This is a genomic window from Serratia sp. TSA_198.1 (genome assembly GCF_052686505.1).
Genome location: NZ_JBQZFP010000010.1, coordinates 72043 through 93703 on the forward strand (window position 1 = coordinate 72043; position 21661 = coordinate 93703).

At 56.2% G+C, this 21661-nt stretch carries 23 protein-coding genes; 8 read left to right on the plus strand and 15 right to left on the minus strand.

Annotation, left to right across the window (positions count from 1 at the left end):
- Positions 1-23: 23 nt before the first annotated feature.
- On the plus strand, positions 24-845 hold the full coding sequence (gene cysE / locus ACUTSW_RS24175; RefSeq protein WP_004953246.1) for a serine O-acetyltransferase: 822 nt from the start codon (positions 24-26) through the stop codon (positions 843-845).
- 66 nt (positions 846-911) lie between these two features.
- Here cysE and ACUTSW_RS24180 read toward each other — a convergent pair whose 3' ends face one another.
- The 5 genes from ACUTSW_RS24180 to cpxR all read right to left on the minus strand — a co-directional run bounded on the left by ACUTSW_RS24180 (position 912) and on the right by cpxR (position 5131).
- On the minus strand, positions 912-1583 hold the full coding sequence (locus ACUTSW_RS24180; protein ID WP_004953244.1) for a DUF3313 domain-containing protein: 672 nt from the start codon (positions 1581-1583) through the stop codon (positions 912-914).
- Between the two features lie 106 nt (positions 1584-1689).
- Positions 1690-2463, minus strand: a complete 774-nt coding sequence (locus tag ACUTSW_RS24185; RefSeq protein ID WP_445585525.1) for a CHAD domain-containing protein — start codon at positions 2461-2463, stop codon at positions 1690-1692.
- Positions 2464-2525: 62 nt separating this feature from the next.
- The gene (gene trmL, locus ACUTSW_RS24190) at positions 2526-2999 is read right to left on the minus strand and encodes a tRNA (uridine(34)/cytosine(34)/5-carboxymethylaminomethyluridine(34)-2'-O)-methyltransferase TrmL (protein ID WP_006317734.1); all 474 of its coding nucleotides are present in this window, start codon (positions 2997-2999) and stop codon (positions 2526-2528) included.
- Between the two features lie 63 nt (positions 3000-3062).
- Complete coding sequence (cpxA, locus tag ACUTSW_RS24195; protein ID WP_004953237.1) at positions 3063-4436, minus strand: envelope stress sensor histidine kinase CpxA; 1374 nt, start codon at positions 4434-4436, stop codon at positions 3063-3065.
- The gene (gene cpxR / locus ACUTSW_RS24200) at positions 4433-5131 is read right to left on the minus strand and encodes an envelope stress response regulator transcription factor CpxR (RefSeq protein ID WP_004953234.1); all 699 of its coding nucleotides are present in this window, start codon (positions 5129-5131) and stop codon (positions 4433-4435) included. The genes cpxA and cpxR overlap by 4 nt, the downstream gene beginning before the upstream one ends.
- A gap of 148 nt (positions 5132-5279) precedes the next feature.
- On the opposite strand from cpxR, the gene cpxP reads away from it, so the two are divergent.
- The 4 genes from cpxP (at position 5280) to ACUTSW_RS24220 (ending at position 9161) form a co-directional block, all read left to right on the plus strand.
- Entirely contained in the window at positions 5280-5774 is a 495-nt protein-coding gene (gene cpxP, locus ACUTSW_RS24205; RefSeq protein ID WP_197929174.1) for a cell-envelope stress modulator CpxP, read from the plus strand.
- Between the two features lie 116 nt (positions 5775-5890).
- Positions 5891-6793 (plus strand): CDF family cation-efflux transporter FieF, encoded by a 903-nt coding sequence (gene fieF / locus ACUTSW_RS24210; protein WP_445585526.1) that lies wholly within the window; start codon positions 5891-5893, stop codon positions 6791-6793.
- 231 nt (positions 6794-7024) lie between these two features.
- Positions 7025-7987, plus strand: a complete 963-nt coding sequence (gene pfkA, locus ACUTSW_RS24215) for a 6-phosphofructokinase (protein ID WP_004953227.1) — start codon at positions 7025-7027, stop codon at positions 7985-7987.
- A gap of 184 nt (positions 7988-8171) precedes the next feature.
- Complete coding sequence (locus ACUTSW_RS24220; RefSeq protein WP_004953224.1) at positions 8172-9161, plus strand: sulfate ABC transporter substrate-binding protein; 990 nt, start codon at positions 8172-8174, stop codon at positions 9159-9161.
- Between the two features lie 66 nt (positions 9162-9227).
- Here ACUTSW_RS24220 and tpiA read toward each other — a convergent pair whose 3' ends face one another.
- Positions 9228-9995: a triose-phosphate isomerase gene (gene tpiA, locus ACUTSW_RS24225; protein ID WP_004953219.1), complete on the minus strand. Its 768-nt coding sequence runs from the start codon at positions 9993-9995 to the stop codon at positions 9228-9230.
- A gap of 127 nt (positions 9996-10122) precedes the next feature.
- Positions 10123-10713, minus strand: a complete 591-nt coding sequence (locus ACUTSW_RS24230; protein WP_445585527.1) for a DUF1454 family protein — start codon at positions 10711-10713, stop codon at positions 10123-10125.
- A 200-nt stretch (positions 10714-10913) separates the two neighbouring features.
- Between ACUTSW_RS24230 and ACUTSW_RS24235 the strand changes: the two genes are divergently transcribed.
- Positions 10914-11339 carry a DUF805 domain-containing protein gene (locus tag ACUTSW_RS24235; protein WP_445585528.1) on the plus strand — a complete coding sequence of 142 codons (426 nt, stop codon included), beginning with the start codon at positions 10914-10916 and terminating at the stop codon, positions 11337-11339.
- An 8-nt stretch (positions 11340-11347) separates the two neighbouring features.
- On the opposite strand, the gene fpr is transcribed toward ACUTSW_RS24235, so the two are convergent.
- Both fpr and ACUTSW_RS24245 read right to left on the minus strand, forming a co-directional pair.
- On the minus strand, positions 11348-12094 hold the full coding sequence (gene fpr / locus ACUTSW_RS24240; RefSeq protein ID WP_004953210.1) for a ferredoxin--NADP(+) reductase: 747 nt from the start codon (positions 12092-12094) through the stop codon (positions 11348-11350).
- A 3-nt stretch (positions 12095-12097) separates the two neighbouring features.
- Positions 12098-12721 (minus strand): helix-turn-helix transcriptional regulator, encoded by a 624-nt coding sequence (locus tag ACUTSW_RS24245; protein WP_013815001.1) that lies wholly within the window; start codon positions 12719-12721, stop codon positions 12098-12100.
- Positions 12722-13017: 296 nt separating this feature from the next.
- On the opposite strand from ACUTSW_RS24245, the gene emrD reads away from it, so the two are divergent.
- Complete coding sequence (gene emrD, locus ACUTSW_RS24250) at positions 13018-14202, plus strand: multidrug efflux MFS transporter EmrD (protein ID WP_445585529.1); 1185 nt, start codon at positions 13018-13020, stop codon at positions 14200-14202.
- A 174-nt stretch (positions 14203-14376) separates the two neighbouring features.
- On the opposite strand, the gene glpX is transcribed toward emrD, so the two are convergent.
- From glpX to ACUTSW_RS24265, 3 genes are all read right to left on the minus strand, one after another.
- Positions 14377-15387: a class II fructose-bisphosphatase gene (glpX, locus tag ACUTSW_RS24255; protein ID WP_445585530.1), complete on the minus strand. Its 1011-nt coding sequence runs from the start codon at positions 15385-15387 to the stop codon at positions 14377-14379.
- Positions 15388-15516: 129 nt separating this feature from the next.
- Positions 15517-17025 carry a glycerol kinase GlpK gene (gene glpK, locus ACUTSW_RS24260; RefSeq protein WP_445585531.1) on the minus strand — a complete coding sequence of 503 codons (1509 nt, stop codon included), beginning with the start codon at positions 17023-17025 and terminating at the stop codon, positions 15517-15519.
- A gap of 43 nt (positions 17026-17068) precedes the next feature.
- Positions 17069-17914 (minus strand): MIP/aquaporin family protein, encoded by an 846-nt coding sequence (locus tag ACUTSW_RS24265; RefSeq protein WP_004953195.1) that lies wholly within the window; start codon positions 17912-17914, stop codon positions 17069-17071.
- Positions 17915-18454: 540 nt separating this feature from the next.
- Here ACUTSW_RS24265 and zapB point away from each other — a divergent pair.
- Positions 18455-18694 (plus strand): septal ring assembly protein ZapB, encoded by a 240-nt coding sequence (gene zapB / locus ACUTSW_RS24270; protein ID WP_434461913.1) that lies wholly within the window; start codon positions 18455-18457, stop codon positions 18692-18694.
- A gap of 57 nt (positions 18695-18751) precedes the next feature.
- Here the strand turns inward: zapB and rraA are convergent, their stop codons facing one another.
- The 3 genes from rraA to hslU form a co-directional block, all read right to left on the minus strand.
- Positions 18752-19237 (minus strand): ribonuclease E activity regulator RraA, encoded by a 486-nt coding sequence (rraA, locus tag ACUTSW_RS24275; protein ID WP_013814997.1) that lies wholly within the window; start codon positions 19235-19237, stop codon positions 18752-18754.
- A gap of 75 nt (positions 19238-19312) precedes the next feature.
- A complete protein-coding gene (locus ACUTSW_RS24280; protein ID WP_445585532.1) occupies positions 19313-20230 on the minus strand; it encodes a 1,4-dihydroxy-2-naphthoate polyprenyltransferase in 918 nt (305 codons plus the stop codon).
- Between the two features lie 93 nt (positions 20231-20323).
- Positions 20324-21658: an HslU--HslV peptidase ATPase subunit gene (hslU, locus tag ACUTSW_RS24285; RefSeq protein ID WP_004953188.1), complete on the minus strand. Its 1335-nt coding sequence runs from the start codon at positions 21656-21658 to the stop codon at positions 20324-20326.
- Between the last annotated feature and the right edge of the window lie 3 nt (positions 21659-21661).

Below are 21661 nucleotides of genomic sequence, written 5' to 3' on the forward strand. Positions count from 1 at the left end.
TTTGCAAGGTGGAGAGGAACCTGATGTCGTCAGAAGAGTTAGAGCAGGTCTGGAAAAGCATCAAATCAGAAGCGAGAGAGCTGGCTGAGTGTGAACCGATGCTGGCTAGCTTTTTCCATGCGACGTTGCTCAAGCATGAAAACCTGGGCAGTGCGCTCAGCTATATTCTGGCAAACAAGCTGGCAAATCCGATTATGCCGGCTATTGCGGTGCGTGAAGTGGTGGAAGACGCCTACCTTGCCGATAAGCAGATGATCGTCTCGGCAGCGCGCGATATCCTGGCGGTGCGTTTGCGCGACCCGGCGGTAGATAAATACTCGACGCCGCTGCTGTATCTGAAAGGTTTCCATGCGCTGCAGGCTTACCGTATCGGCCACTGGCTGTGGTTGCAGGGGCGCCAGGCGTTGGCGATTTACCTGCAAAATCAAATTTCGGTCGCCTTTGGCGTGGATATTCACCCTGCGGCCACTATTGGCTGCGGTATTATGCTCGACCATGCCACGGGCATCGTTATTGGTGAAACCGCAGTAGTAGAAAACGACGTGTCCATCCTGCAGTCGGTCACCCTTGGCGGTACCGGCAAAACCAGCGGCGATCGTCATCCGAAGATCCGAGAGGGCGTAATGATTGGCGCCGGGGCTAAAATTCTCGGCAATATCGAGGTGGGCAAAGGCGCAAAAATCGGTGCCGGATCGGTAGTATTGCAATCCATACCGCCGCATACCACTGCCGCCGGGGTGCCGGCGCGTATCGTCGGCCGACCGGAAAGCGATACGCCTTCGATGGATATGGATCAGTACTTCAACGGCACCAATCAGGGTTTTGAGTTCGGCGACGGCATTTAAGCCGGTTTGCTGATGGATAAAATCGGGGGGAGCTTTAGGCTCCCCCCGATGTTTTCCGGCAGAGAATTAACCCTGTTTCGGGAATTTCACGATATCGGTAACCATGCTATCGATCGCCGCTTTGACCTCGTTCGCCGTCACCGGCGCGGAGTCATTGCTGACGGTCTTGCCATAGCCCTTACGCACCACTTCCATCACCGTTTTGCCGGTATCCTGATCGATCAGTTGCGCTTCGAGGAACAGCGTGGTGTTTTGCGTGCGGTGCCCGCTGGCGGCCATGGTGCTGGCGATCACTGCGGTAACCGGGGTCACTTCATAGAACTTCAGATCTTCATTTTCAGCCGACACGGCGGTGATCGCCACTTTGGCGAGCAGCACGCGCGATCCTGACGGGCTTTGCAGCACGGTCATTCGCTCGCTCAGTGCGGCGTTGATTCGCTGATTGGCGTAGTCTTTGATTTTGTTCAGCGTATCCTGGTTGACGCGTGCCGTCGGTTTGGCCGCCGGGTAATAGGTCACAGGAGAAAAATAGACGCCCCGGTAATTGGATTCTTTAAAGGTAGGATCGATCCAACGCAGCGTTTTATGGCCGGTGGCCGATTCAGTTTCCTGCAGCTTGCTGTAATCGCTCAGAAAACCTGAATACTGCTGCTTATTTGCTACTTTAGACGAACAGCCCGCCAACAACAGGCCTGTTGCCAGCACCGCCATGGCAACGCTCAAGCGTTTTTTTTTCATACGATTTCCTATGATGAATGTCTATTACCCTTACAAAACATAGCTCATTATCCTCTATTGCAGCGAATGTTTTGGGGCCAGACGTGCACTGTCTTTGCATACTTTGTCAGGACCGTGATGCGTCGCGGGTTTTAGAGGTGAGCGCCCGCGAAAGCGCAAATAATGCGGCTTCAGCCCTCTCCAGCGCTGTTTCCTGAGCGTCTTGCCATTCTGGCAGCAGCGGCCAGAGATCTTGCTGATTTTCGGCTTGCCGGCACCAGACAAAACGATCGTGCCACTCTCCCAGTGCATTTTGCGCCACTTTCAGGCTGGCGGCGGCTTCCGGAGTGATAAGCGAGAACTGTGGGTAGGCGTCGGTAACATAGCGCAGCCGCTTGATCAGCAGGCGCAGCCGGTGGCGATCGTAGTGCCCGTCGGCCAGCGCCAGACGCAGCTGTTTCACCTGCCGGGACAGGCGATGGGCAACGCGGCGTTTTGCGTGCCGGCGTTTGGCTTTATGGAAGCTTTTTGGCCAGTCGTGCAGCAAGTTGGGAAAGCGGAACAGCAAGGGATGTGACGCAAGGGCGAGGTTGCGGCTTTGCAATTCGGTTTTGCGGACGTTGGTCTGCCACTCTAGCGGATGTCGCGCCAACTCGGCGATCAACACTTCCAAATCGCGTATCGGTGTAGTGAGTTTCCCTAGGCTGGCGGCGGCGTTGTCGAGTTGTGCGACGCCGGGTGTGCCGCGTAATGGTCTCAACAGGCTCCTGATTCGCCGCAGGTTGATGCGTACGTCGTGCAGAGCCTCAGTGTCCGTCGTGTCCTGCAAACGCGCCAGCGCCTGATTCAGCGCATTCTCGAGCCTGCGGAAGTGGGCGATAATACTCTCTGTGAAAGCCATGCGATGTCCCCGGAGAGGTGATCTGTTCAGATTATCCTCCCCGCGGGACGGGTTGTCACCGCTTAAGGTTTAATCAGTGCACCGGCATAGTCCAACTGCCGCCAGGCTTCGTACACCACCACCGCGACGGCGTTCGACAGGTTCATGCTGCGGCTTTGCGCCTGCATGGGTATGCGGATTTTCTGCTGTGCAGGCAAGGCCTCGAGGATCTCGGCGGGCAAGCCGCGAGTTTCCGGCCCAAACAGCAGGTAGTCGCCGGCCTGATAGCTGACCGCGCTGTGTGCTGGGGTACCTTTGGTGGTCAGGGCAAACAGTCGCTGCGGGTTTTCGCTGGCGATAAAGGCGGCGTAATCGGCGTGACGTCGGATATTGGCGAATTCATGATAATCCAGCCCGGCGCGGCGCAGCCGTTTGTCGTCCCATGGAAAACCCATCGGTTCTATCAGGTGTAACTGGAAGCCTGTATTGGCGCACAGACGGATAATATTGCCGGTATTGGGTGGAATTTCAGGTTCAAATAAAACGATGTTCAGCATGTAAAAGGCCCCTCATGAAGAGGGGCGCAGAATAACAAAATCTTGCCGATCTGTCTTAGGCGATCAACGCTGGTGCAGAGGTAGCCACAGTACCAACCGCAGGCCACCGAGCGGGCTGTCTTCCGCCTTCACCCAGCCGCGGTGTTGATTGACCGCAGCCTCGACAATCGCCAGGCCCAGACCGGTGCCGCCCGATGCACGATCGCGTGCTTCGTCGGTACGGTAGAACGGCCGGAAAATCTGCTCGCGATCTTCCTCGCTGACGCCAGGACCGTCGTCGTCGACCACAATAGTGATGCCCTGGTTGTCGGCGCTAAACGCCACGGCAATGCGCGTGTTCGAATAGCGCAGGGCGTTACGCACGATGTTTTCCAGTGCGCTGTCTAATGCGCTGGCGTTGCCGAATAGCGCCCAGGGGCCTGGAGGGGAGCTGACTTCCAGGTGTTTGCCCATTTGCTCGGCTTCGAATCCGGCGTCATCCAGCACGTCGGCCCACAGTTCGTTGGCCAACAGCCGCTCGCGCGCCAACTCGCTTTTCTGCTGCCCGCGCGACAGCACCAGCAGATCGTTGATCATCGAGTCCAGACGCTGCGCCTCGGTTTCGATGCGCGCCAGTTCATGTCCTTCGCCGTGACGACGGCGCATTAGCGCGGTAGCCAACTGCAAGCGGGTGAGCGGTGTGCGCAGCTCATGCGAGATGTCGGAGATTAGCCGCTGTTGGGCGGTCATCATGCGCTCCAGCGCACTAACCATCTGGTTGAAGCTGGCGCCGGTGGCCAGAAACTCTTGCGGCCCAGATTCCAGCTCCGGATGCTGTTTCAGGTTGCCGCGGGCGACGTCATCGGCGGCGTTTTTTAACTTGCGCGCCGGTTTGGCCAGGCTCCAGGCCAGCCACAACAGTAGGGGGGCGCTGATCAGCATGGTGACGATCAGCAGCAACAGCGGCCGGTCGAACATCAGGTTGATAAAATCGGATTGTGGGCTGTTGGCGGGACGAATGAGGTACAGCTGGTAGTTGTCCTCGCCATCGCGCACGGAGAACGGGCCGACCAGCTCGACGCGGCCGTATTTTTTCTTCTTCGGATGATCAGAGTTATCAGACTGGCCGATAAAGTTACGCACCAGCTGCATTTCGTTGCGCTGCATGTTACCAATCACGCGGCCTTCGCTGGTGACCAAAAGCAGGCGCTGCCCTGGCGGGGCCCATTTTTCGATGGCGCGAAATAAGCGCCGCCACCACATCAGGTCGTTGGCCGGATCGTTTTGCAACTCGGCCTCGACGTGTTGTTCCAGCATTAACCCCTGCCGCTGCTCGCTGTCCAGCAGCGAGGTCATTTGGCGGGAGTCGAGCTTGGGCACCATCAACACCAGCATCAGCACCAGGGCTAATGTGAACCAAAAAATGGCGAAGATACGTGCCGTCAAACTGTTGATCATGTTGCAGATACCATTAAATAACCCCGACCGCGCAGGGTCTTGAACCACGGATGGCCATCTTTGCGGTTCGGCAGTTTACGTCGCAGGTTGGAGATATGCATGTCGATGGCGCGATCGAATGGCGTCAGGCGCTTACCCAATACTTCCTGGCTCAGCAGCTCACGCGACACGACCTGGCCAAGGTGCTGCGCCAGCAGGTACAACAGGGTAAATTCGGTACCGGTGAGATCCAGCGTTTGGCCGTCAAAGCTGGCTTCCTGGCGGCCCGGATTGAGCTGCAGGCCGTCAACGTCCAGCGTCGGTGCGCCGGTATCGACATTTTGCTGCTGTTCGCTCCAGTTGGAACGGCGCAGGATGGCGCGGATACGCGCCACCAATTCACGATCGTTAAAGGGTTTCGGCAGGTAGTCATCGGCACCCAGTTCCAGCCCCAGCACGCGATCCAGTTCACTGCCGCGGGCAGTCAACATAATGACCGGCGTCTGGTGATGCTGGCGCAGCTCTTTCAAGGTATCGATACCGTTTTTCTTCGGCATCATGATATCGAGCAGCAGCAGATCGATGGAGCTGTCGAGCAGCGACAACGCCTGTTCGCCATCGTAAGCAACGACGATAGTAAAACCTTCCATTTCAAGCAGTTCTTTTAACAGCGAGGTCAGCTCGCGGTCGTCGTCAACTAACAGAATTTTATTCATTATGTTTTACCTCCTGACGCAAAATACGTCATCAACTGTTGGCATTCCATGACTTTACGTAGTTTTACATGCACTGACGCATGTTTGCAGGTGCAGCAGTACACTGCTCCTCGTTGATTCGCAAAGTGAGAAAGAACGAGGAGTTAAAATGCGTAAGGTAACCGCATTAGTTATGGCATCAATGCTGGCAATAGGTTCTACCGCTGCGTTTGCTGCTGACACTACTTCGGAAACTGCACCAACTCCCGGAAATGATGCAATAACCAGAGTCCCTGGCCAGCACCACATGTTTGACGGTGTCAGCCTGACTGAGCAGCAGCGCCAGCAAATGCGCGATTTAATGCGCCAGGCGCGCCACGATCTGCCTGGTGTCAATGTAGCTGAAATGGAAGCCATGCATAAACTGGTGACCGCAGACAAATTTGATGAAGCCGCCGTGTATGCTCAGGCGGAAACAATGGCTCAGCAACAGGTTAAGCGCCAGGTCGAAATGGCCCGGGTGCGTAATCAAATGTATAACCTGCTGACGCCACAGCAAAAAAGCGTTTTAGACCAGAAACATCAGCAGCGAATGCAGCAGATGGAGCAACAAATTACTGGTTTACAGCAAACTTCTGCCCAGAAGTTGAGTATGACTGAGTAGTCCCCTGTTTTTCCTTGCCATAGACACCATCCCTGTCTTCCCCGCCATGATGGCGGGGCTTTTTTTGCCCGTCATTCCGTTATACTGACCCTCTCATGTTTTACCCAAGGTGGGTTATGGAACCGCAATATGCGCGTTTGGTGAAGTCCACCGCGTTAGCTGCCACCGTGTTGGCCTCCACGCTGTTACTGATAAAAATTGTTGCCTGGTATCGCACCGGTTCGGTGAGCCTGCTGGCTGCGCTGGTGGATTCCCTGGTGGATGTTGCCGCGTCGCTGACTAACCTGCTGGTGGTGCGTTACTCGCTGCAACCGGCCGATGAGGAGCACACCTTCGGGCATGGTAAGGCGGAGTCGCTGGCGGCGCTGGCGCAAAGCATGTTTATTTCCGGCTCGGCGCTTTTTCTGTTTCTGACCGGTTTTCAGCATCTGTATTCGCCGGAAACCTTGCGTGACCCCGGCATAGGTATTGTCGTGACAATCGTTGCGCTGGTCAGCACCCTGATCCTGGTCACATATCAGCGTTGGGTGGTAAGAAAAACTCGCAGCCAGGCCGTGCGAGCAGATATGCTGCATTATCAGTCAGATGTCATGATGAATGGTGCTATTCTTATTGCGCTTGGGCTAAGCTGGTACGGTTTCCAGCGGGCAGATGCGCTGTTTGCATTGGGAATTGGCGTCTACATTCTCTATAGCGCGCTGCGGATGGGCTATGAAGCGGTACAATCGCTGCTGGACAGAGCATTGCCGGATGACGAGCGCCAGGCGATTATCGACGTAATCTCTTCCTGGCCGGGGGTGAAAGGCGCGCACGATCTGCGCACACGCCAGTCCGGCCCGACGCGTTTTATCCAGTTGCATCTGGAAATGGACGATGAGCTGCCGCTGATGCAGGCGCATATTCTGGCCGAACAGGTGGAGCAGGCGCTGTTGCATCGTTTTCCGGGGGCGGATGTCCTCATCCACCAGGACCCTTGTTCCGTGGTGCCATCGGGCCGGCAGGGGCATTGGGAGCTATAATTCATGCAGGGCGGTCAGGATAAGTACGGCAGGCGAATAACGAGTTAGCTCAGCGTGCCATGTCGATTTTTTACCGTAATATTGCGTGACTTGAATCAATTCAGCTGGGTGTTTTTGTTATAATATCCAGCAATAAAGCCGTAACGCTGGTTTTCTGCAGCCGGAGAGGTTCCAAGGCAATCGGCGAATACAGAATTCTTAAGAAATTGCATCTACAGTTCAGAGGTAGTCATGATCAAGAAAATCGGTGTACTGACGAGTGGCGGTGATTCGCCGGGTATGAATGCTGCGATCCGTGGCGTTGTGCGTGCCGCGCTTTCGGAAGGTCTGGAAGTTTTTGGTATTTACGATGGCTACCTTGGTTTGTACGAAGATCGCATGGAACGGTTGGACCGCTATAGCGTGTCCGATATGATCAACCGCGGTGGCACCTTCCTCGGTTCAGCGCGTTTCCCTGAGTTCAGAGACGACAGCGTGCGTGCCAAGGCGATTGAAAACCTGAAAAACCGCGGTATCGATGCATTGGTGGTGATCGGCGGCGACGGTTCCTATATGGGGGCCAAGCGCCTGACGGAAGAAGGTTTCCCTTGTATCGGCCTGCCGGGCACCATTGATAACGACGTGGCAGGTACCGACTACACCATCGGCTTCTTCACCGCGCTTGAAACCGTGGTCGAAGCGATTGACCGTCTGCGCGACACCTCATCTTCGCATCAGCGTATTTCCATCGTTGAAGTGATGGGGCGCTATTGCGGCGATCTGACGCTGGCGGCGGCCATCGCAGGTGGCTGTGAATTTATCGTGTTGCCTGAAACCGAATTCAACCGCGAAGACCTGGTCTGTGAAATCAAGGCCGGCATCGCCAAAGGCAAAAAACACGCGATCGTGGCGATCACCGAGCACATCTGCGATATCGATGAACTGGCGCGCCATATCGAACAAGAAACCAAGCGCGAAACCCGTGCTACCGTGCTGGGGCATATTCAGCGCGGCGGTTCGCCGGTGGCTTACGATCGTATTCTGGCTTCCCGCATGGGCGCTTACGCCATCGAACTGCTGTTGCAGGGCTACGGTGGCCGTTGCGTCGGTATCCAGAACGAGAAGATGGTGCATCACGACATCATCGATGCGATCGAAAACATGAAGCGTCCGTTTAAAGGCGATTGGTTGGATACGGCGAAAAAACTGTACTGATCCCCATCCAGCCCAGCAGTCACAGCCTCCGCATGCGGGGGCTTTTTTTTGTCCGGCGCGTTTATATTCCATAATCGTCTAGCCCAAAATTTTTAATTCTTTAATTGGTGAGAGAGTTTCTGGCAGGCTCTGATGCTAAATCAACCGATTGAGGTTGCGATTATTTTCCTGGGAGAACGAGTCGATGCGTAAATGGGGTGTAGGTCTGACAATAATGCTGCTGGCGTCAGGTGCCATGGCGAAAGATATCCAACTGCTGAACGTTTCGTACGACCCGACGCGTGAGTTCTATCAGGAATACAACACCGCATTCGGTAAGTACTGGCAGCAGCAAACCGGCGATAAAGTGACTGTGCGTCAGTCGCATGGCGGTTCCGGCAAGCAAGCCACCTCGGTGATTAACGGTATTGAGGCCGATGTGGTCACACTGGCGCTGGCCTATGATGTGGATGCTATCGCCGAACGTGGGCGCATCGACAAAGACTGGATCAAACGTCTGCCGGACAACTCCGCGCCTTATACCTCGACCATTGTGTTCCTGGTGCGCAAAGGCAACCCAAAACAAATTCACGACTGGGCCGATTTGATTAAACCGGGCGTGTCGGTGATTACACCGAATCCGAAAACCTCCGGTGGTGCTCGTTGGAACTATCTGGCTGCCTGGGGTTACGCGCTGCACCACAACAATAACGATAAAGCCAAGGCGCAGGAGTTCGTGAAAAACCTGTATAAAAACGTTGAAGTGCTGGATTCCGGTGCGCGTGGCTCAACCAATACCTTCGTTGAGCGCGGTATCGGCGACGTGCTGATTGCCTGGGAAAACGAAGCGTTGCTGGCGGAAAAAGAGCTGGGTAAAGACAAGTTTGAGATTATCACTCCGAGCGAATCGATCTTGGCTGAACCAACCGTGTCAGTGGTGGATAAAGTGGTCGATAAGCGCGGCACTCGCGATGTGGCTACGGCTTACCTGAAGTACCTGTATACGCCGGAAGGGCAGACCATCGCGGCGAAAAACTACTATCGCCCGCGTGATGCGGCAGTGGCGGCCAAGTTTGCCGACCAGTTCCCGAAACTGAAACTGTTTACCGTGGATGATACCTTCGGCGGCTGGACCGAAGCGCAGAAGGTGCACTTTGCTACCGGCGGCGTGTTCGATGAGATCAGCAAGCGCTGATGCTTTTGTGACAGCAATAAAAAACCCCGGCATGCCGGGGTTTTGTTATTTATGAGCCGAATGAAATCAGGCTTTTTTAGCGGCTGCAGCGGCTTTGACGATCACGGCGAAAGCGTCAGCTTTCAGTGATGCGCCGCCAACCAGCGCGCCGTCGATGTCCGGCTGGGTGAACAGCTCGGCAGCATTCTTATCGTTCACAGAGCCGCCGTACTGGATGATCACTTCTGCAGCTACGGCTGCGTCCTGCTTGGCGATGTGATCGCGGATAAATTTGTGTACTGCCTGTGCCTGCGCAGGCGTAGCTGATTTGCCGGTACCGATGGCCCAAACTGGCTCATAAGCGATAACGGTACCTTTGAACGCTTCAGCGCCCTGGGTTTTCAGCACGGCGTCGATCTGGCGTGCGCAAACTTCTTCGGTTTTACCCGCTTCGTTTTCTGCATCGGTTTCACCGATGCACAGCACCGGGATCAGACCGGCCGCTTTCAGCACGGCAAATTTTTCGGCGATCGCAGCGTCGGTTTCTTTGTGGTAAGTGCGACGTTCGGAGTGGCCGATGATGATGTATTGCGCGCCTACATCTTTCAGCATGTCAGCGGAAACTTCGCCGGTGAATGCGCCGGACAGGTTCACGTCTACATTTTGAGCGCCCAGAGCAATGCGGCTGCCGGCCAGAGCGTGCTTGGCCTGATCCAGGTACATCACCGGCGGTGCGATAGCCACGCCACAACCGTCAACGCTGCTCAGTTCATTGCGCAAAGCGGCAATGAGTTCGTTAACCATGTGAGTGCTGCCGTTAAGCTTCCAGTTACCCATAACTAATGGATGACGCATGTTTTTTCCTCCAACAAGGGAACGCGAGAGTCGAAATAACCACTGCCGGACCGGCAGTTTACCTGCCCAACAGTATAGAGATGATTAAGCGCGAAGGCTTTGCTTTTCGTCATTAAATACCCAGCTGTTAAGGCTCGGATAGCGCCAGCTTAACCGGTTCAACAGCGAAAGTTACCCCTTTATCGCCGTTGTCCGATACCACGTAGCGGATCGCGCCGACCTGCTGTTGGTAGAAGCGTGAACCTTTGCCCTTTTCCAGCAGGCTGGTCACTTTTGCCAGGCTTTGTTCCACCGTCAATGCCGGTTCAAATTGGCGCATCAGCGCGGCCATGTAGCTGACGGCAACGCTGCGAGCAACCTTCTCTTCACTGCTTTGCTGCAGCGGCAGGTGAGTGATCTGCAGCGTTTTGATTTTACCGGTGCCTTTTTCCAGTGCGGTGGAGGCATAGAGGTTTTCATTCAGCTTGCTGGCGGCACGGGTCAGCAGGGGCGAGTCGTCTTCTGCGGTTGCAATGGCGCGAAATTCGCCGATCGGCAGCGTTGGATTATCGCGGTTGTATTTTTCGCGGAATATTACCACCGTCAGATCAAACGTCGGCGCGCCGGCCAGCAGATAAGGTGCGGTGGGCGACGCACTGGCGGCGGCATCCGGTGGATCGGCCCAGGCACTGCTGATACCCAGCAACAGGCAGGCGATGGCGATGGATTTTCTCAGCATGGCATACACGGCATCAAGAACAAAGATGGCTCCGATTAAAGCGATAACCGAGGGGGATTGTCAAAGATCCCGCGCTATTATCGCTTGCTGACAGGAAAGCTGTGCGTTACTCCGCGTAATGCAGGGCGGAAATCTCTGCCCGGCGGCGCCTATGTTACACTGCGCGACAGAATATGGGCAGGCTAAGAGCGCAGGAATCGATGACGTTACAGCAGTGGTGTTTTTCTTTTAAGGGTCGTATCGGGCGGCGTGACTTCTGGATTTGGATGGGTGCCTGGCTGGTATTGATGGCCGTCGCCTTTACGCTGGCGAATTACCAACTGGTGGCTATCCAGTCGATAGCGTTCTTTATCGTTGCGTTGCTGTGGCCAACTGCGGCGGTGCTGATCAAGCGCCTGCATGATCGCAACAAGACCGGCTGGTGGGCGCTGCTGTTGATTCTGGCGTGGATGCTGGCGGCGGGCAATTGGCAGATGCTGGCGCCAATCTGGCAGTGGGGCGTCGGGCGTTTTATCCCGACGCTGATTCTCGTGATGATGATGATTGATCTGGGCGCTTTTGTTGGCACCCCAGGGAATAACCGTTTCGGCCCGGAAGCCGAGCCGGTCAGGTTCCGCAGTAAATAAGCCTGAGGTTACCAGTAATGCTCGCTGGTCATATGGCCCGGCTTACGGCGCAGATGTTTGCGCATCTGCCGCTGATCCTTCAACGTCTGCTGGGTGTCTCGCACCATCTGCGGGTTACCGCACAGCATGACGTGGCAGGTTTCGGCATCGAGGGGCAGCCCCACCGCCGCTTCCAGCCGGCCGTCTTCGATCAGCGCCGGCACGCGCCCGGTCAGCGAACCAGCAGCGTCTTCGCGGCTGACGACAGTCTGAATGCGCAGCTTCCCGTTGTAGCGCTGCTGCAATTGCTGCATCAGCGGCAGGTAGCTGAGATCGCGCGCAAAGCGGGTGGCATGCACCAGCACCAAATTTTTGAAGCGTTCCAGGTCTTTGCCTTCCTGCAGGATGGACAGGTAAGGGCCGATGGCGGTGCCGGTCGCCAACATCCACAAGGTGTCGCATTCCGGCACTTCTTCCAGCACGAAGAAACCGGCGGCCTCTTTGGTCACCATCACTTCCGATCCCGGCCGCAGTTGATTGAGCCGCGGGCTCAGTTTGCCTTCCGGCACGGTGACCAGGTAAAACTCCAGATTCGGATCGCTGGGCGCGTTGACGTAGGAATAGGCGCGCTGCACGCGCTCACCGTCAACTTCCAGCGCCAGTTTGGCAAATTGCCCGGCGGTAAAGGTATCAATAGGGGCATGGACGGTAATGCTGAACAGCCCGTCGGTCCATTGCTCTACCTGCGTAACCTTGCCATTAACCCAGTCAGCCATACTCTAAAGCTCCAATGGTCGAATCAAATAAGCGCAATGTCGTGAGCCGGAAATGGCATGCGCAGCGCGTTCTATTCGGTAGCCGTGGCCAAACAGGCGGTGAAACAGCCGCAGTTCCGAGTTGCACAGGTTGCTGCAGACAGTGGCCGCCACGCCGATCGGGCAGTGATTTTCCACCAGCAGCATGCCCTGTGGGTGTTCGAACAGTTCGGCCATGTAGCCATCGTGCTGCCGCAGGCGCACCAACCGGGCGAGTCTGCCCTGATGGCTGCGTTCTTCCGACAGCTCTTTGGCATAGCGCTGATAAAGCTTTTCTTCCCGTTCGCTAATCAGTTGTTCCACACCTTCGGCGCCAAACAACTGATGGGCAGACTCCAGTAACGCCGTGGCAAGCGTATCGTGGCAATCGGCGAACTCAGCGTGGCCTTGATGGGTCAGCGACCAGTAACGCGTTGGGCGGCCTACTTTAGTACGCGCCTCTTCGTAACAAACCAGCTCACGTCTTTCCAGGGATTGCAGATGCTGACGGATACCCATTGGGGTGATGTCCAGACGCTCAGCCAGCATTTTGGCGGAATGCGGCCCCAAGGTTTTCAACTGCAATAAAATCAGCTCTGGTGTTTTCATGAACCAAATCCCTATGGTGTTATTTTATTTCAAGATGATGAAAATAATTATCGATTAAATGCTAAAGCCAAATTACGGCGATCTCGCCATTTTTACCCCTTAAGCGTTAGACGTACAGTTTAATTTACGAGGTTGGTTGCCTTTGCTGCCAGTGTGACCGGGATCAATATCTGTCTGAAACTCGCTAAAAAAATCAGATTTGTTAGCTTATGCCGCCATAGAGGGCTGCTCGCCGTTCTGACTCAATCCGGAGTCAGAACGGGACGCTGTGACGAGTTAATACGCTAACGAAGACAATGAGAAAAATAGACAATTTTCACCTGCTGGTGATGCTCACCCTGTTGGTGGCCGTCGGTCAGATGGCGCAAACCATTTATGTCCCTGTCATTGCTGACATTGCCCGAGATCTGTCGGTGCGTACCGGTGCGGTACAGCGCGTGATGGCGGCGTATCTGATGACCTATGGCTTTTCACAGCTGATTTACGGCCCGCTGTCGGACCGCATTGGCCGCCGCCCGGTGATCCTCGCCGGGATGATGATTTTCCTGATTGGTGCCTTGGGCGCGTTCTTGTCCACTAGCCTGACGATGCTGGTTGCCGCCAGCGCCATTCAGGGGATGGGCACCGGCGTGGCGGGGGTGATGGCGCGTACCATGCCGCGTGACCTGTATGCCGGGACCTCACTGCGCTATGCCAACAGCCTGCTCAATATGGGCATTCTGGTGAGCCCGCTGCTGGCGCCGATTATCGGTGGGGCATTGGCGATGCTATTCGGCTGGCGCGCTTGCTACGCTTTCCTGTTGGCGCTTTGCGCCGGCGTCGCCTTCGCCATGTTCCGTTGGCTGCCGGAAACCCGGCCTCAGCAGACAGAAAAACGGCGCATGCTGGCGAGTTTCGGCAAGCTGCTGGCCGACGGCACTTTCAGCTGTTACCTGGTGATGCTGATCGGAGCGCTGGCGGGGATAGCGGTATTTGAAGCCAGCTGTGGCGTGCTGATGGGGGGCGTGTTGGGCCTGAGCGGGCTGACCGTCAGTATCCTGTTTATCCTGCCGATCCCTGCGGCGTTTTTTGGCGCCTGGTATGCCGGCCGTGACGGCAAAACCTTCCACAACCTGATGTGGCATTCGGTTATCAGCTGTCTGCTGGCAGGCCTGATGATGTGGATCCCGGGTTGGTTTGGTGTGATGAACATTTGGACGCTGATCGTGCCGGCGGCGCTGTTCTTTTTCGGCGCCGGGATGTTGTTCCCATTGGCTACCACCGGTGCGATGGAGCCTTTCCCCTATCTGGCGGGTGCGGCGGGCGCGTTGGTGGGCGGTATGCAGAATATGGGGTCGGGTTTGGCGACCTGGCTTTCCGCCATGCTGCCGCAGACCGGGCAGTTCAGCCTCGGCCTGCTGATGTTTGCGATGGCACTGCTGATTTTGCTGTGCTGGTGGCCGTTGTCAAATCGTCTCCAGCATCAGGGGCATACCGCATAAATCAACAGGGCACCCTGTTGGTTTATGACAAAGTGGCCTTTGAGTCCGAGATATCCCGGGCCTAGCGCACCGAGGGGCGCTCCGGCAGCTAAAGCTGCTACGACCCCTTAGGCACGCTCTCCCTAATAGCGGGCTTTGTCAGCAATTTGAGGGTGCCAATGGCGCCCTGTTTAATTACAGCAGGAACTCGTGCAGCGCCGGATCTTTACGGTCCAGATAATGGGTTGAGCGAATGCGGCGGATAGTGCGGGACTTGCCGCGGATCAGCAGGGTTTCCGTGGTGGCCATATTGCCCTGGCGGCTAATGCCTTCCAGCAGATCGCCCTTGGTGATGCCGGTGGCGGAGAAAATGACGTTGTCGTTGCGCGCCATTTGGTCCAATACCAACACCTGGCCGGCCTCAATCCCCATCTCTTTGCAACGCGCCAGTTCTTCTTCGCCGATGCGGCGGTTCTCGGCACTGTCGCCTTTCACCTGATGACGCGGCAGCAGTCGCGCCTGCATATCTCCATCCAGCGCGCGGATCACCGCAGCGGAAATCACCCCTTCAGGTGCGCCGCCGATACCGTACATCACGTCGACTTCGCTTTCCGGCAAGCAGGTCAGGATGGAGGCCGCCACGTCGCCGTCGGGGATAGCGAAGACCCGCACCCCGAGCTGTTGCATCTGCGCGATAACGCCGTCGTGGCGCGGCTTGGCCAGAATGACCACCGTCAGCTGCGCCAGCGGCTTGTTCAGTCGGGCTGCGACCTGGTTCAGGTTTTCTGCCAGCGGCAGGTTGAGATCGATAGCGCCGCGCGCCGCCGGGCCCACCACCAGCTTTTCCATATACATGTCCGGCGCGTGCAGGAAAGTGCCGCGATCGCCCACCGCCAGCACGGCCAGTGCATTGGGCTGGCCCATGGCGGTCATGCGGGTGCCTTCGATGGGGTCGACCGCGATATCTACCGCATCGCCCTGGCCGCTGCCGACGTGCTCGCCGATATACAGCATGGGCGCTTCATCAATTTCGCCTTCGCCGATCACGATGCGGCCATCGATATCCACTTTATTGAGCATAATGCGCATTGCGTTGACCGCAGCGCCGTCGGCGGCATTCTTGTCGCCGTGTCCCAGCCATTTGTAGCCCGCCAGCGCGGCGGCTTCGGTAACGCGGGAAAATTCGATGGCTAATTCACGTTTCATGGCAAAACCCGTTGTGAGAAAGGAAGAAAATATCGGCAAAGTTTATCACAGCAGGGCGGCAGCGGGCGGGGCAAAAAAAACGCGCCGCCCGGGGGCAGCGCGTGATTCGGTCAACAAAGCAAAAGGGTGTTAGTCGTGATCTTCCCATGCCTGGGCGCGGGCAACCGCTTTTTTCCAGCCGCTGTAGCGGAAGTTACGCTCGGTGGTTTCAATGCTTGGGCGGAACTCACGCTCGATAACGGCTTTGCTCTTCACCTCATCCAGATCGTTCCAGTAACCAATGGCCAGGCCCGCCAGGAAGGCTGCACCCAGAGCCGTCGATTCACGCACTTCAGGGCGCTCAACACGGGTACCGAGGATGTCGGACTGGAACTGCATCAGGAAGTTATTGGCCACTGCGCCACCGTCCACACGCAGCGATTGCAGGCGGGTGTTGGAGTCGGCCTGCATGGCGTCGAGCACGTCGCGCGTCTGGTAGGCGATGGACTCCAGCGTGGCGCGGATGATGTGGTTGCTGTTCGCACCACGAGTCAGGCCGAAGATAGCGCCACGGGCATACGGGTCCCAGTAAGGGGCACCCAGGCCGGTGAAGGCCGGTACGACGTAGACGCCGTTGCTGTCTTTCACCTTGGTGGCGAAGTATTCGGAGTCGGCCGCATCGCTGATCAGTTTCAGCTCATCGCGCAGCCACTGGATAGAGGCGCCGCCGATAAATACCGCGCCTTCCAGCGCATAGTTCACTTCACCGCGCGGGCCGCAGGCGATGGTGGTCAGCAGGCCGTGGCTGGATCGCACCGCTTCTTTGCCGGTGTTCATCAGCAGGAAGCAGCCGGTGCCGTAGGTGTTTTTCGCCATGCCCGGTTGAACGCACAGTTGGCCGTACAGCGCCGCCTGCTGGTCGCCGGCGATACCGGCGATAGGAATACGCGTGCCGCCTTTACCGCCGATATTGGTCTGGCCGTACACCTCGGAGGATGGACGGACTTTCGGCAGCATGGCGCGTGGAATATCCAGCGCTTCCAGCATGCGATCGTCCCAGTCCAGCTCATGGATATTGAACATCATGGTGCGCGAGGCGTTGGTGTAATCGGTCACGTGCACCCGCCCTTGGGTCATTTTCCACACCAGCCAGGTGTCGACGGTGCCGAACAGCAGCTCGCCGCGTTTGGCGCGTTCACGGGCACCTTCAACGTTATCGAGGATCCACTTCACCTTGGTGCCCGAGAAGTACGGGTCGACCACCAGGCCGGTGTTGTGACGAATGTACTCTTCCAGGCCATCGCGCTTGAGCTTTTCGCAGATGTCGGCGGTGCGGCGACATTGCCAGACGATGGCGTTGTAAATCGGCTTGCCGGTCTCTTTTTCCCAGACGATGGTGGTTTCACGCTGGTTGGTGATGCCGATGCCGGCAATCTGATCGGAGTTGATGTCGGCTTTTGCCAGCACTTCCACCAGCGTGGAGCTTTGTGATGACCAGATCTCCATCGGATCGTGTTCAACCCAGCCGGCTTTCGGGTAAATCTGCGTGAACTCGCGCTGAGATACCGCAACAATATTGGCATCGTGATCGAGCACTACGGCACGTGAACTGGTGGTTCCCTGGTCGAGAGCGACAATGTATTTTTTTTCTACTGTCATGATCTTAATCCTGCTGTTGTTAACCGTTTTAAAACTGTGTCAATCACGCTTTGCGCTGCTGGGCCTTGGTAGCGGGTTCTTCTTCCTCTACGCAGACGTCGCACGGCAGATGGCGGCCAATCAGTGCGCGGTAGCCGAAGGCACCCAGGCCGGCACCGAGGATTGGGCCAAAGATTGGCACCAGGAAGTACGGGATATCACGTGCCCCGGTGAAGGCCACTTTGCCCCAACCTGCCAGATAAGCGAACAGTTTCGGGCCGAAATCACGCGCCGGGTTCAAAGCAAAGCCGGTCAATGGTCCCATGGAGGCACCGATAACGGCAATCAGAATACCGATCAGCAGCGGCGCCAGCGGGCCACGTGGAATACCGTTGCCGTCGTCGGTCAGCGCCAGAATCAGGCACATCAGAATCGCGGTAATCACCGTTTCCACCAGGAAGGCCTGGCCGACGGAGATGTGCGCGTTAGGATAAGTGGAGAAGATACCGGCCAGAGCAAGGCTCTCGTCGCTGCCGCGGACCATATGGTTGGCCGCTTCGAAATCGAAGAACAGGTTGTAATACAACCCGTAGACCAGGGCTGCTGCGCAGAAGGCTCCGGCGATCTGCGCGACAATGTAAGGGAGTACTTTGCGTCCGTCAAAGCAGGCGAACAACCACAGCGCGATAGTGACGGCCGGGTTAAGGTGCGCACCGGAGATGGCAGCAGTCAGATAGATGGCCATGGCAACGCCCAGGCCCCAAATGATACTGATTTCCCACTGGCCGAAGCTGGCACCCGCCAGTTTCAGTGCGGCAACGCAGCCTACGCCAAAAAAGATCAACAAACCTGTGCCGAGGAACTCGGCGATACACTGGCCTTTTAGGGTCGGACTGGTGGTTTGGCTCATAATGTTGTTGTCCTGCAAAACGGCGGTTATAGGTTTATAGGCTCACTGTGCTAATCCACTTGGCCTATGGGTACAGTTTTTTTCATCTCGTCCAATTATTAATTGAGGACGTGATGTAAATTTATCGTTAACGAACATAAACGAGAAATAGCGAAATCAAAATGTGTGTGCTTCGTCATAAAATTGAGCGAATTCGCGTCGTCCGGTGTTCTTTCTGCGCCATGAAAGTGTGATCTGACCAGTGGTTTTCCCACCAATTGTTAACAAACCCTTTTTTGTCCGATGGGCATTTTCAGTTTTTGCTGATAGTGAGGGCAGGAAAATTGCAACAGACTGCGCGATGAGCCGGTATGTTGCTAGACAGTCGGGGACAGGCTACTTACAATCGTTTTTATCGAAAGAAACGTTTTATCGAGACAGGCGCGCTTTTTTCAATAAAAGCGCGTGTCACTTGGCGCGATGCATATTCGCAGCGGTTGCAACCTGAGTTGCGACTGTTAGCTATAGATGTACGCCTTGCTATCATGAGGGGACTGAAGAATGTCATTTGAAGTATTTGAGAAATTGGAAGCAAAAGTTCAGCAGGCGATCGATACCATCACCCTGCTGCAGATGGAAATTGAAGAACTGAAAGACAAAAACAATACTCTGTCTAACGAAGTTCAGGCTGCCTCAGGCAACCACGAATCTCTGGTGCGTGAAAATCAGCAACTGAAAGAAGAGCAGCATGTATGGCAAGATCGCCTGCGCGCGCTGCTGGGCAAAATGGAAGAAGTTTGATTCCCTGATGCCAGAATCGAAAAGGGCGCCTTAGGCGCCCTTTTTCATCTCTGCGGGTTACTCGATATCGAGCGGGTCCTCAGACAGAATGATCCCGGTATTGTCGGCATAGAGATGATCGCCGGAGAAGAAGGTGACGCCGCCAAAGTTAACGCGAATATCGCTTTCGCCGACGCCTTCGCTGATGGCGCCCGCCGGAATGGCCGCCATCGCCTGAATGCCGATGTCCAGCTCTTCCAGATCGTCTACCTGGCGTACTGCACCGTAAACCACGATGCCTTCCCATTCGTTCTGGGTTGCCAGACGCGCCAGCTCAGCGTTGATCAGTGCGCGACGCACCGAGCCGCCACCGTCGATCAGCAGGACGCGTCCACGACCATTCTCCTCGAGCAGATCGAATAACAGGCCGTTATCCTCAAAGCATTTCACCGTAGTGATTTGCCCGCCAAATGAAGTACGCCCGCCAAAATTGGAGAATAGAGGTTCAACAACGTTCACCTCTTCATGATAGATGTCGCAAAGTTCGGAAGTATCGTATTTCATAGGATTTTACGTCTGTTTGCCGCTGGAATAATCAGTATATCCCTTTATTCGCCCTGTTGGCAAAATCATCAGTTTTTAACTGAGCGCCACGCCGATGGCGAACAATACGTTGGCCAGCAGCGCCGCCTTGACCATATGTTCCAGCATCGGGCGCATGCCGGCCGGGGTCGGATCGCGCAGCACGCGCAGGCCATGACGCAGCAGCAGCGGGATAGCCAGCACAAACAGCCAACCCCACAGGCTATGCAGATTAAGCAGCGTAAACAGCGCGAAACACGCCACCGCGCCAATCAGCAGCAGGGCGTGGTAGTAGCGCGCCTTCTGCGGGCCGAGCCGCACCGCCAGGGTATTTTTGCCGTTGGCGCGATCGCTTTCGATATCGCGCAGGTTATTGATATTGAGTACCGCGGTTGCCAGCAGACCGCAGGCGGTGGCCGGCAACATCACTATGCTGTCAAAAGCGTGGGTTTGCAGGTAGTAGGTGCCCGCTACGCTCAGCCAACCAAAGAACACCAGCACCGAAATATCGCCCAATCCCAGATAACCGTAAGGCTTGTTACCTACGGTGTAGGTAATGGCGGCGACGATAGAAAGCCCGCCCAGCACCAGGAAGCCTATGACGTCGCTGGGCTGCTCACAGGCCACGGCGATCAGCGAACAACCGGCGATGGCAATCAATACCACCGTCACGACCAGCGCGCGTTTCATCTGTGCCTGGGTGATCATGCCTTTCTGCATGCCGCGTAACGGTCCGATACGATCTTCCTTGTCGCTGCCTTTTACCGCATCGCCATAGTCGTTCGCCAGATTGGAGAGAATTTGCAGCAGACCGGCGGTCAGCAGTGCCAGCAGCGCCACGCCGGGTTTCAGGCTGTCATGCAAGGCGGCAATGGCGGAGCCGACCACTATCGAGGCAAAGGCCAGCGGCAGGGTGCGCGGTCGTAAACTTTCAAGCCAGGCTCTGGCCGGGGAGGTGGAAGTTGATGAGCTCATTTTTCGCTTCAGAGTAAGTGGCTGTGTCCGTTAGAAATAATTGTGGGAGGCAATGCCTCCCACACAGATGACCGACAGGACATGATTGAGCGATTATAGGATAAAACGACTCAAATCTTCATCCGCTACCAGTTCATCCAGATGATTACGCACGTAATCCGCATCAATTGTAATGGATTGGCCGTTAATTTCACTCGCATCGTAGGAAATATCTTCCATCAGACGCTCAAGCACGGTGTGCAGACGACGCGCGCCGATGTTTTCGGTGCTTTCGTTAACCTGCCACGCGGCTTCGGCGATGCGACGGATACCTTCGGCGGTGAACTCGATATTGACGCCTTCGGTGCCCATCAACGCTTTGTACTGTTCGGTCAGCGAGGCGCTTGGCTCGGTCAGGATACGCTCGAAATCTTCGGTGGTCAGCGCCTGCAATTCAACGCGGATCGGCAGGCGGCCCTGCAGTTCCGGGATCAAATCCGACGGGCTGGCGGTCTGGAATGCGCCGGAGGCGATAAACAGAATGTGATCGGTTTTCACCATGCCGTGCTTGGTGGAAACGGTACAGCCTTCCACCAGCGGCAGCAGATCGCGCTGCACGCCTTCGCGTGACACGTCCGGGCCGGAGCTTTGGCCACCGCGCTTACAGATTTTGTCGATCTCGTCGATAAACACGATGCCGTGTTGCTCAACCGCTTCGATCGCCTGCTCTTTCAGCTCTTCCGGGTTCACCAGCTTGGCGGCTTCTTCTTCGATCAACAGCTTGAAGGCTTCTTTGATCTTCAGCTTGCGCGGTTTGTGCTTCTGGCCGCCCAGATTCTGGAACATCGATTGCAGCTGATTGGTCATCTCTTCCATGCCCGGAGGCGCCATGATTTCCACGCCCATTGGCGCAGAAGCCAGATCGATTTCAATCTCTTTGTCGTCCAGCTGGCCTTCACGCAGTTTCTTGCGGAATGCCTGACGCGCGGCCGACGGCTCTTGATGTTCTTCCGGCTGGCCCCAGTTGTTTTTGGCCGGTGGGATCAGTACGTCGAGAATGCGTTCTTCCGCCATCTCTTCGGCGCGGGTGCGGTTTTTCTCGATCGACTGCAGACGCACCATTTTGATCGCGGCGTCGGTCAGATCGCGGATGATGGAATCCACTTCCTTACCGACATAGCCTACTTCGGTGAACTTGGTGGCTTCTACCTTGATGAAGGGGGCATTGGCCAGCTTCGCCAGACGACGGGCGATTTCAGTTTTACCGACGCCGGTCGGGCCGATCATCAGAATATTTTTTGGCGTGACTTCATGACGCAGCATCTCGTCGAGCTGCATCCGGCGCCAGCGGTTACGCAGGGCGATGGCAACGGCACGTTTGGCCTTGTTCTGGCCGATAATGTAGCTGTCCAGCTCGCTGACGATCTCGCGCGGGGTCATTTCAGACATAGT

Excerpts from the sequence above, each read along its gene's own strand:
- ACUTSW_RS24180 (WP_004953244.1), bottom strand. The coding sequence starts at position 1,583 with ATGAAAAAAAAACGCTTGAGCGTTGCCATGGCGGTGCTGGCAACAGGC.
- zapB (WP_434461913.1), top strand. The coding sequence starts at position 18,455 with ATGTCATTTGAAGTATTTGAGAAATTGGAAGCAAAAGTTCAGCAGGCG.
- ACUTSW_RS24265 (WP_004953195.1), bottom strand. The coding sequence starts at position 17,914 with ATGAGCCAAACCACCAGTCCGACCCTAAAAGGCCAGTGTATCGCCGAG.
- fpr (WP_004953210.1), bottom strand. The coding sequence starts at position 12,094 with ATGGCTGACTGGGTTAATGGCAAGGTTACGCAGGTAGAGCAATGGACC.
- ACUTSW_RS24185 (WP_445585525.1), bottom strand. The coding sequence starts at position 2,463 with ATGGCTTTCACAGAGAGTATTATCGCCCACTTCCGCAGGCTCGAGAAT.
- tpiA (WP_004953219.1), bottom strand. The coding sequence starts at position 9,995 with ATGCGTCATCCATTAGTTATGGGTAACTGGAAGCTTAACGGCAGCACT.
- cysE (WP_004953246.1), top strand. The coding sequence starts at position 24 with ATGTCGTCAGAAGAGTTAGAGCAGGTCTGGAAAAGCATCAAATCAGAA.
- ACUTSW_RS24230 (WP_445585527.1), bottom strand. The coding sequence starts at position 10,713 with ATGCTGAGAAAATCCATCGCCATCGCCTGCCTGTTGCTGGGTATCAGC.
- ACUTSW_RS24245 (WP_013815001.1), bottom strand. The coding sequence starts at position 12,721 with ATGAAAACACCAGAGCTGATTTTATTGCAGTTGAAAACCTTGGGGCCG.
- glpX (WP_445585530.1), bottom strand. The coding sequence starts at position 15,387 with ATGAAACGTGAATTAGCCATCGAATTTTCCCGCGTTACCGAAGCCGCC.
- glpK (WP_445585531.1), bottom strand. The coding sequence starts at position 17,025 with ATGACAGTAGAAAAAAAATACATTGTCGCTCTCGACCAGGGAACCACC.
- cpxR (WP_004953234.1), bottom strand. The coding sequence starts at position 5,131 with ATGAATAAAATTCTGTTAGTTGACGACGACCGCGAGCTGACCTCGCTG.
- trmL (WP_006317734.1), bottom strand. The coding sequence starts at position 2,999 with ATGCTGAACATCGTTTTATTTGAACCTGAAATTCCACCCAATACCGGC.
- pfkA (WP_004953227.1), top strand. The coding sequence starts at position 7,025 with ATGATCAAGAAAATCGGTGTACTGACGAGTGGCGGTGATTCGCCGGGT.
- ACUTSW_RS24280 (WP_445585532.1), bottom strand. The coding sequence starts at position 20,230 with ATGAGCTCATCAACTTCCACCTCCCCGGCCAGAGCCTGGCTTGAAAGT.
- ACUTSW_RS24220 (WP_004953224.1), top strand. The coding sequence starts at position 8,172 with ATGCGTAAATGGGGTGTAGGTCTGACAATAATGCTGCTGGCGTCAGGT.
- ACUTSW_RS24235 (WP_445585528.1), top strand. The coding sequence starts at position 10,914 with ATGACGTTACAGCAGTGGTGTTTTTCTTTTAAGGGTCGTATCGGGCGG.
- cpxP (WP_197929174.1), top strand. The coding sequence starts at position 5,280 with ATGCGTAAGGTAACCGCATTAGTTATGGCATCAATGCTGGCAATAGGT.
- hslU (WP_004953188.1), bottom strand. The coding sequence starts at position 21,658 with ATGTCTGAAATGACCCCGCGCGAGATCGTCAGCGAGCTGGACAGCTAC.
- cpxA (WP_004953237.1), bottom strand. The coding sequence starts at position 4,436 with ATGATCAACAGTTTGACGGCACGTATCTTCGCCATTTTTTGGTTCACA.
- fieF (WP_445585526.1), top strand. The coding sequence starts at position 5,891 with ATGGAACCGCAATATGCGCGTTTGGTGAAGTCCACCGCGTTAGCTGCC.
- emrD (WP_445585529.1), top strand. The coding sequence starts at position 13,018 with ATGAGAAAAATAGACAATTTTCACCTGCTGGTGATGCTCACCCTGTTG.
- rraA (WP_013814997.1), bottom strand. The coding sequence starts at position 19,237 with ATGAAATACGATACTTCCGAACTTTGCGACATCTATCATGAAGAGGTG.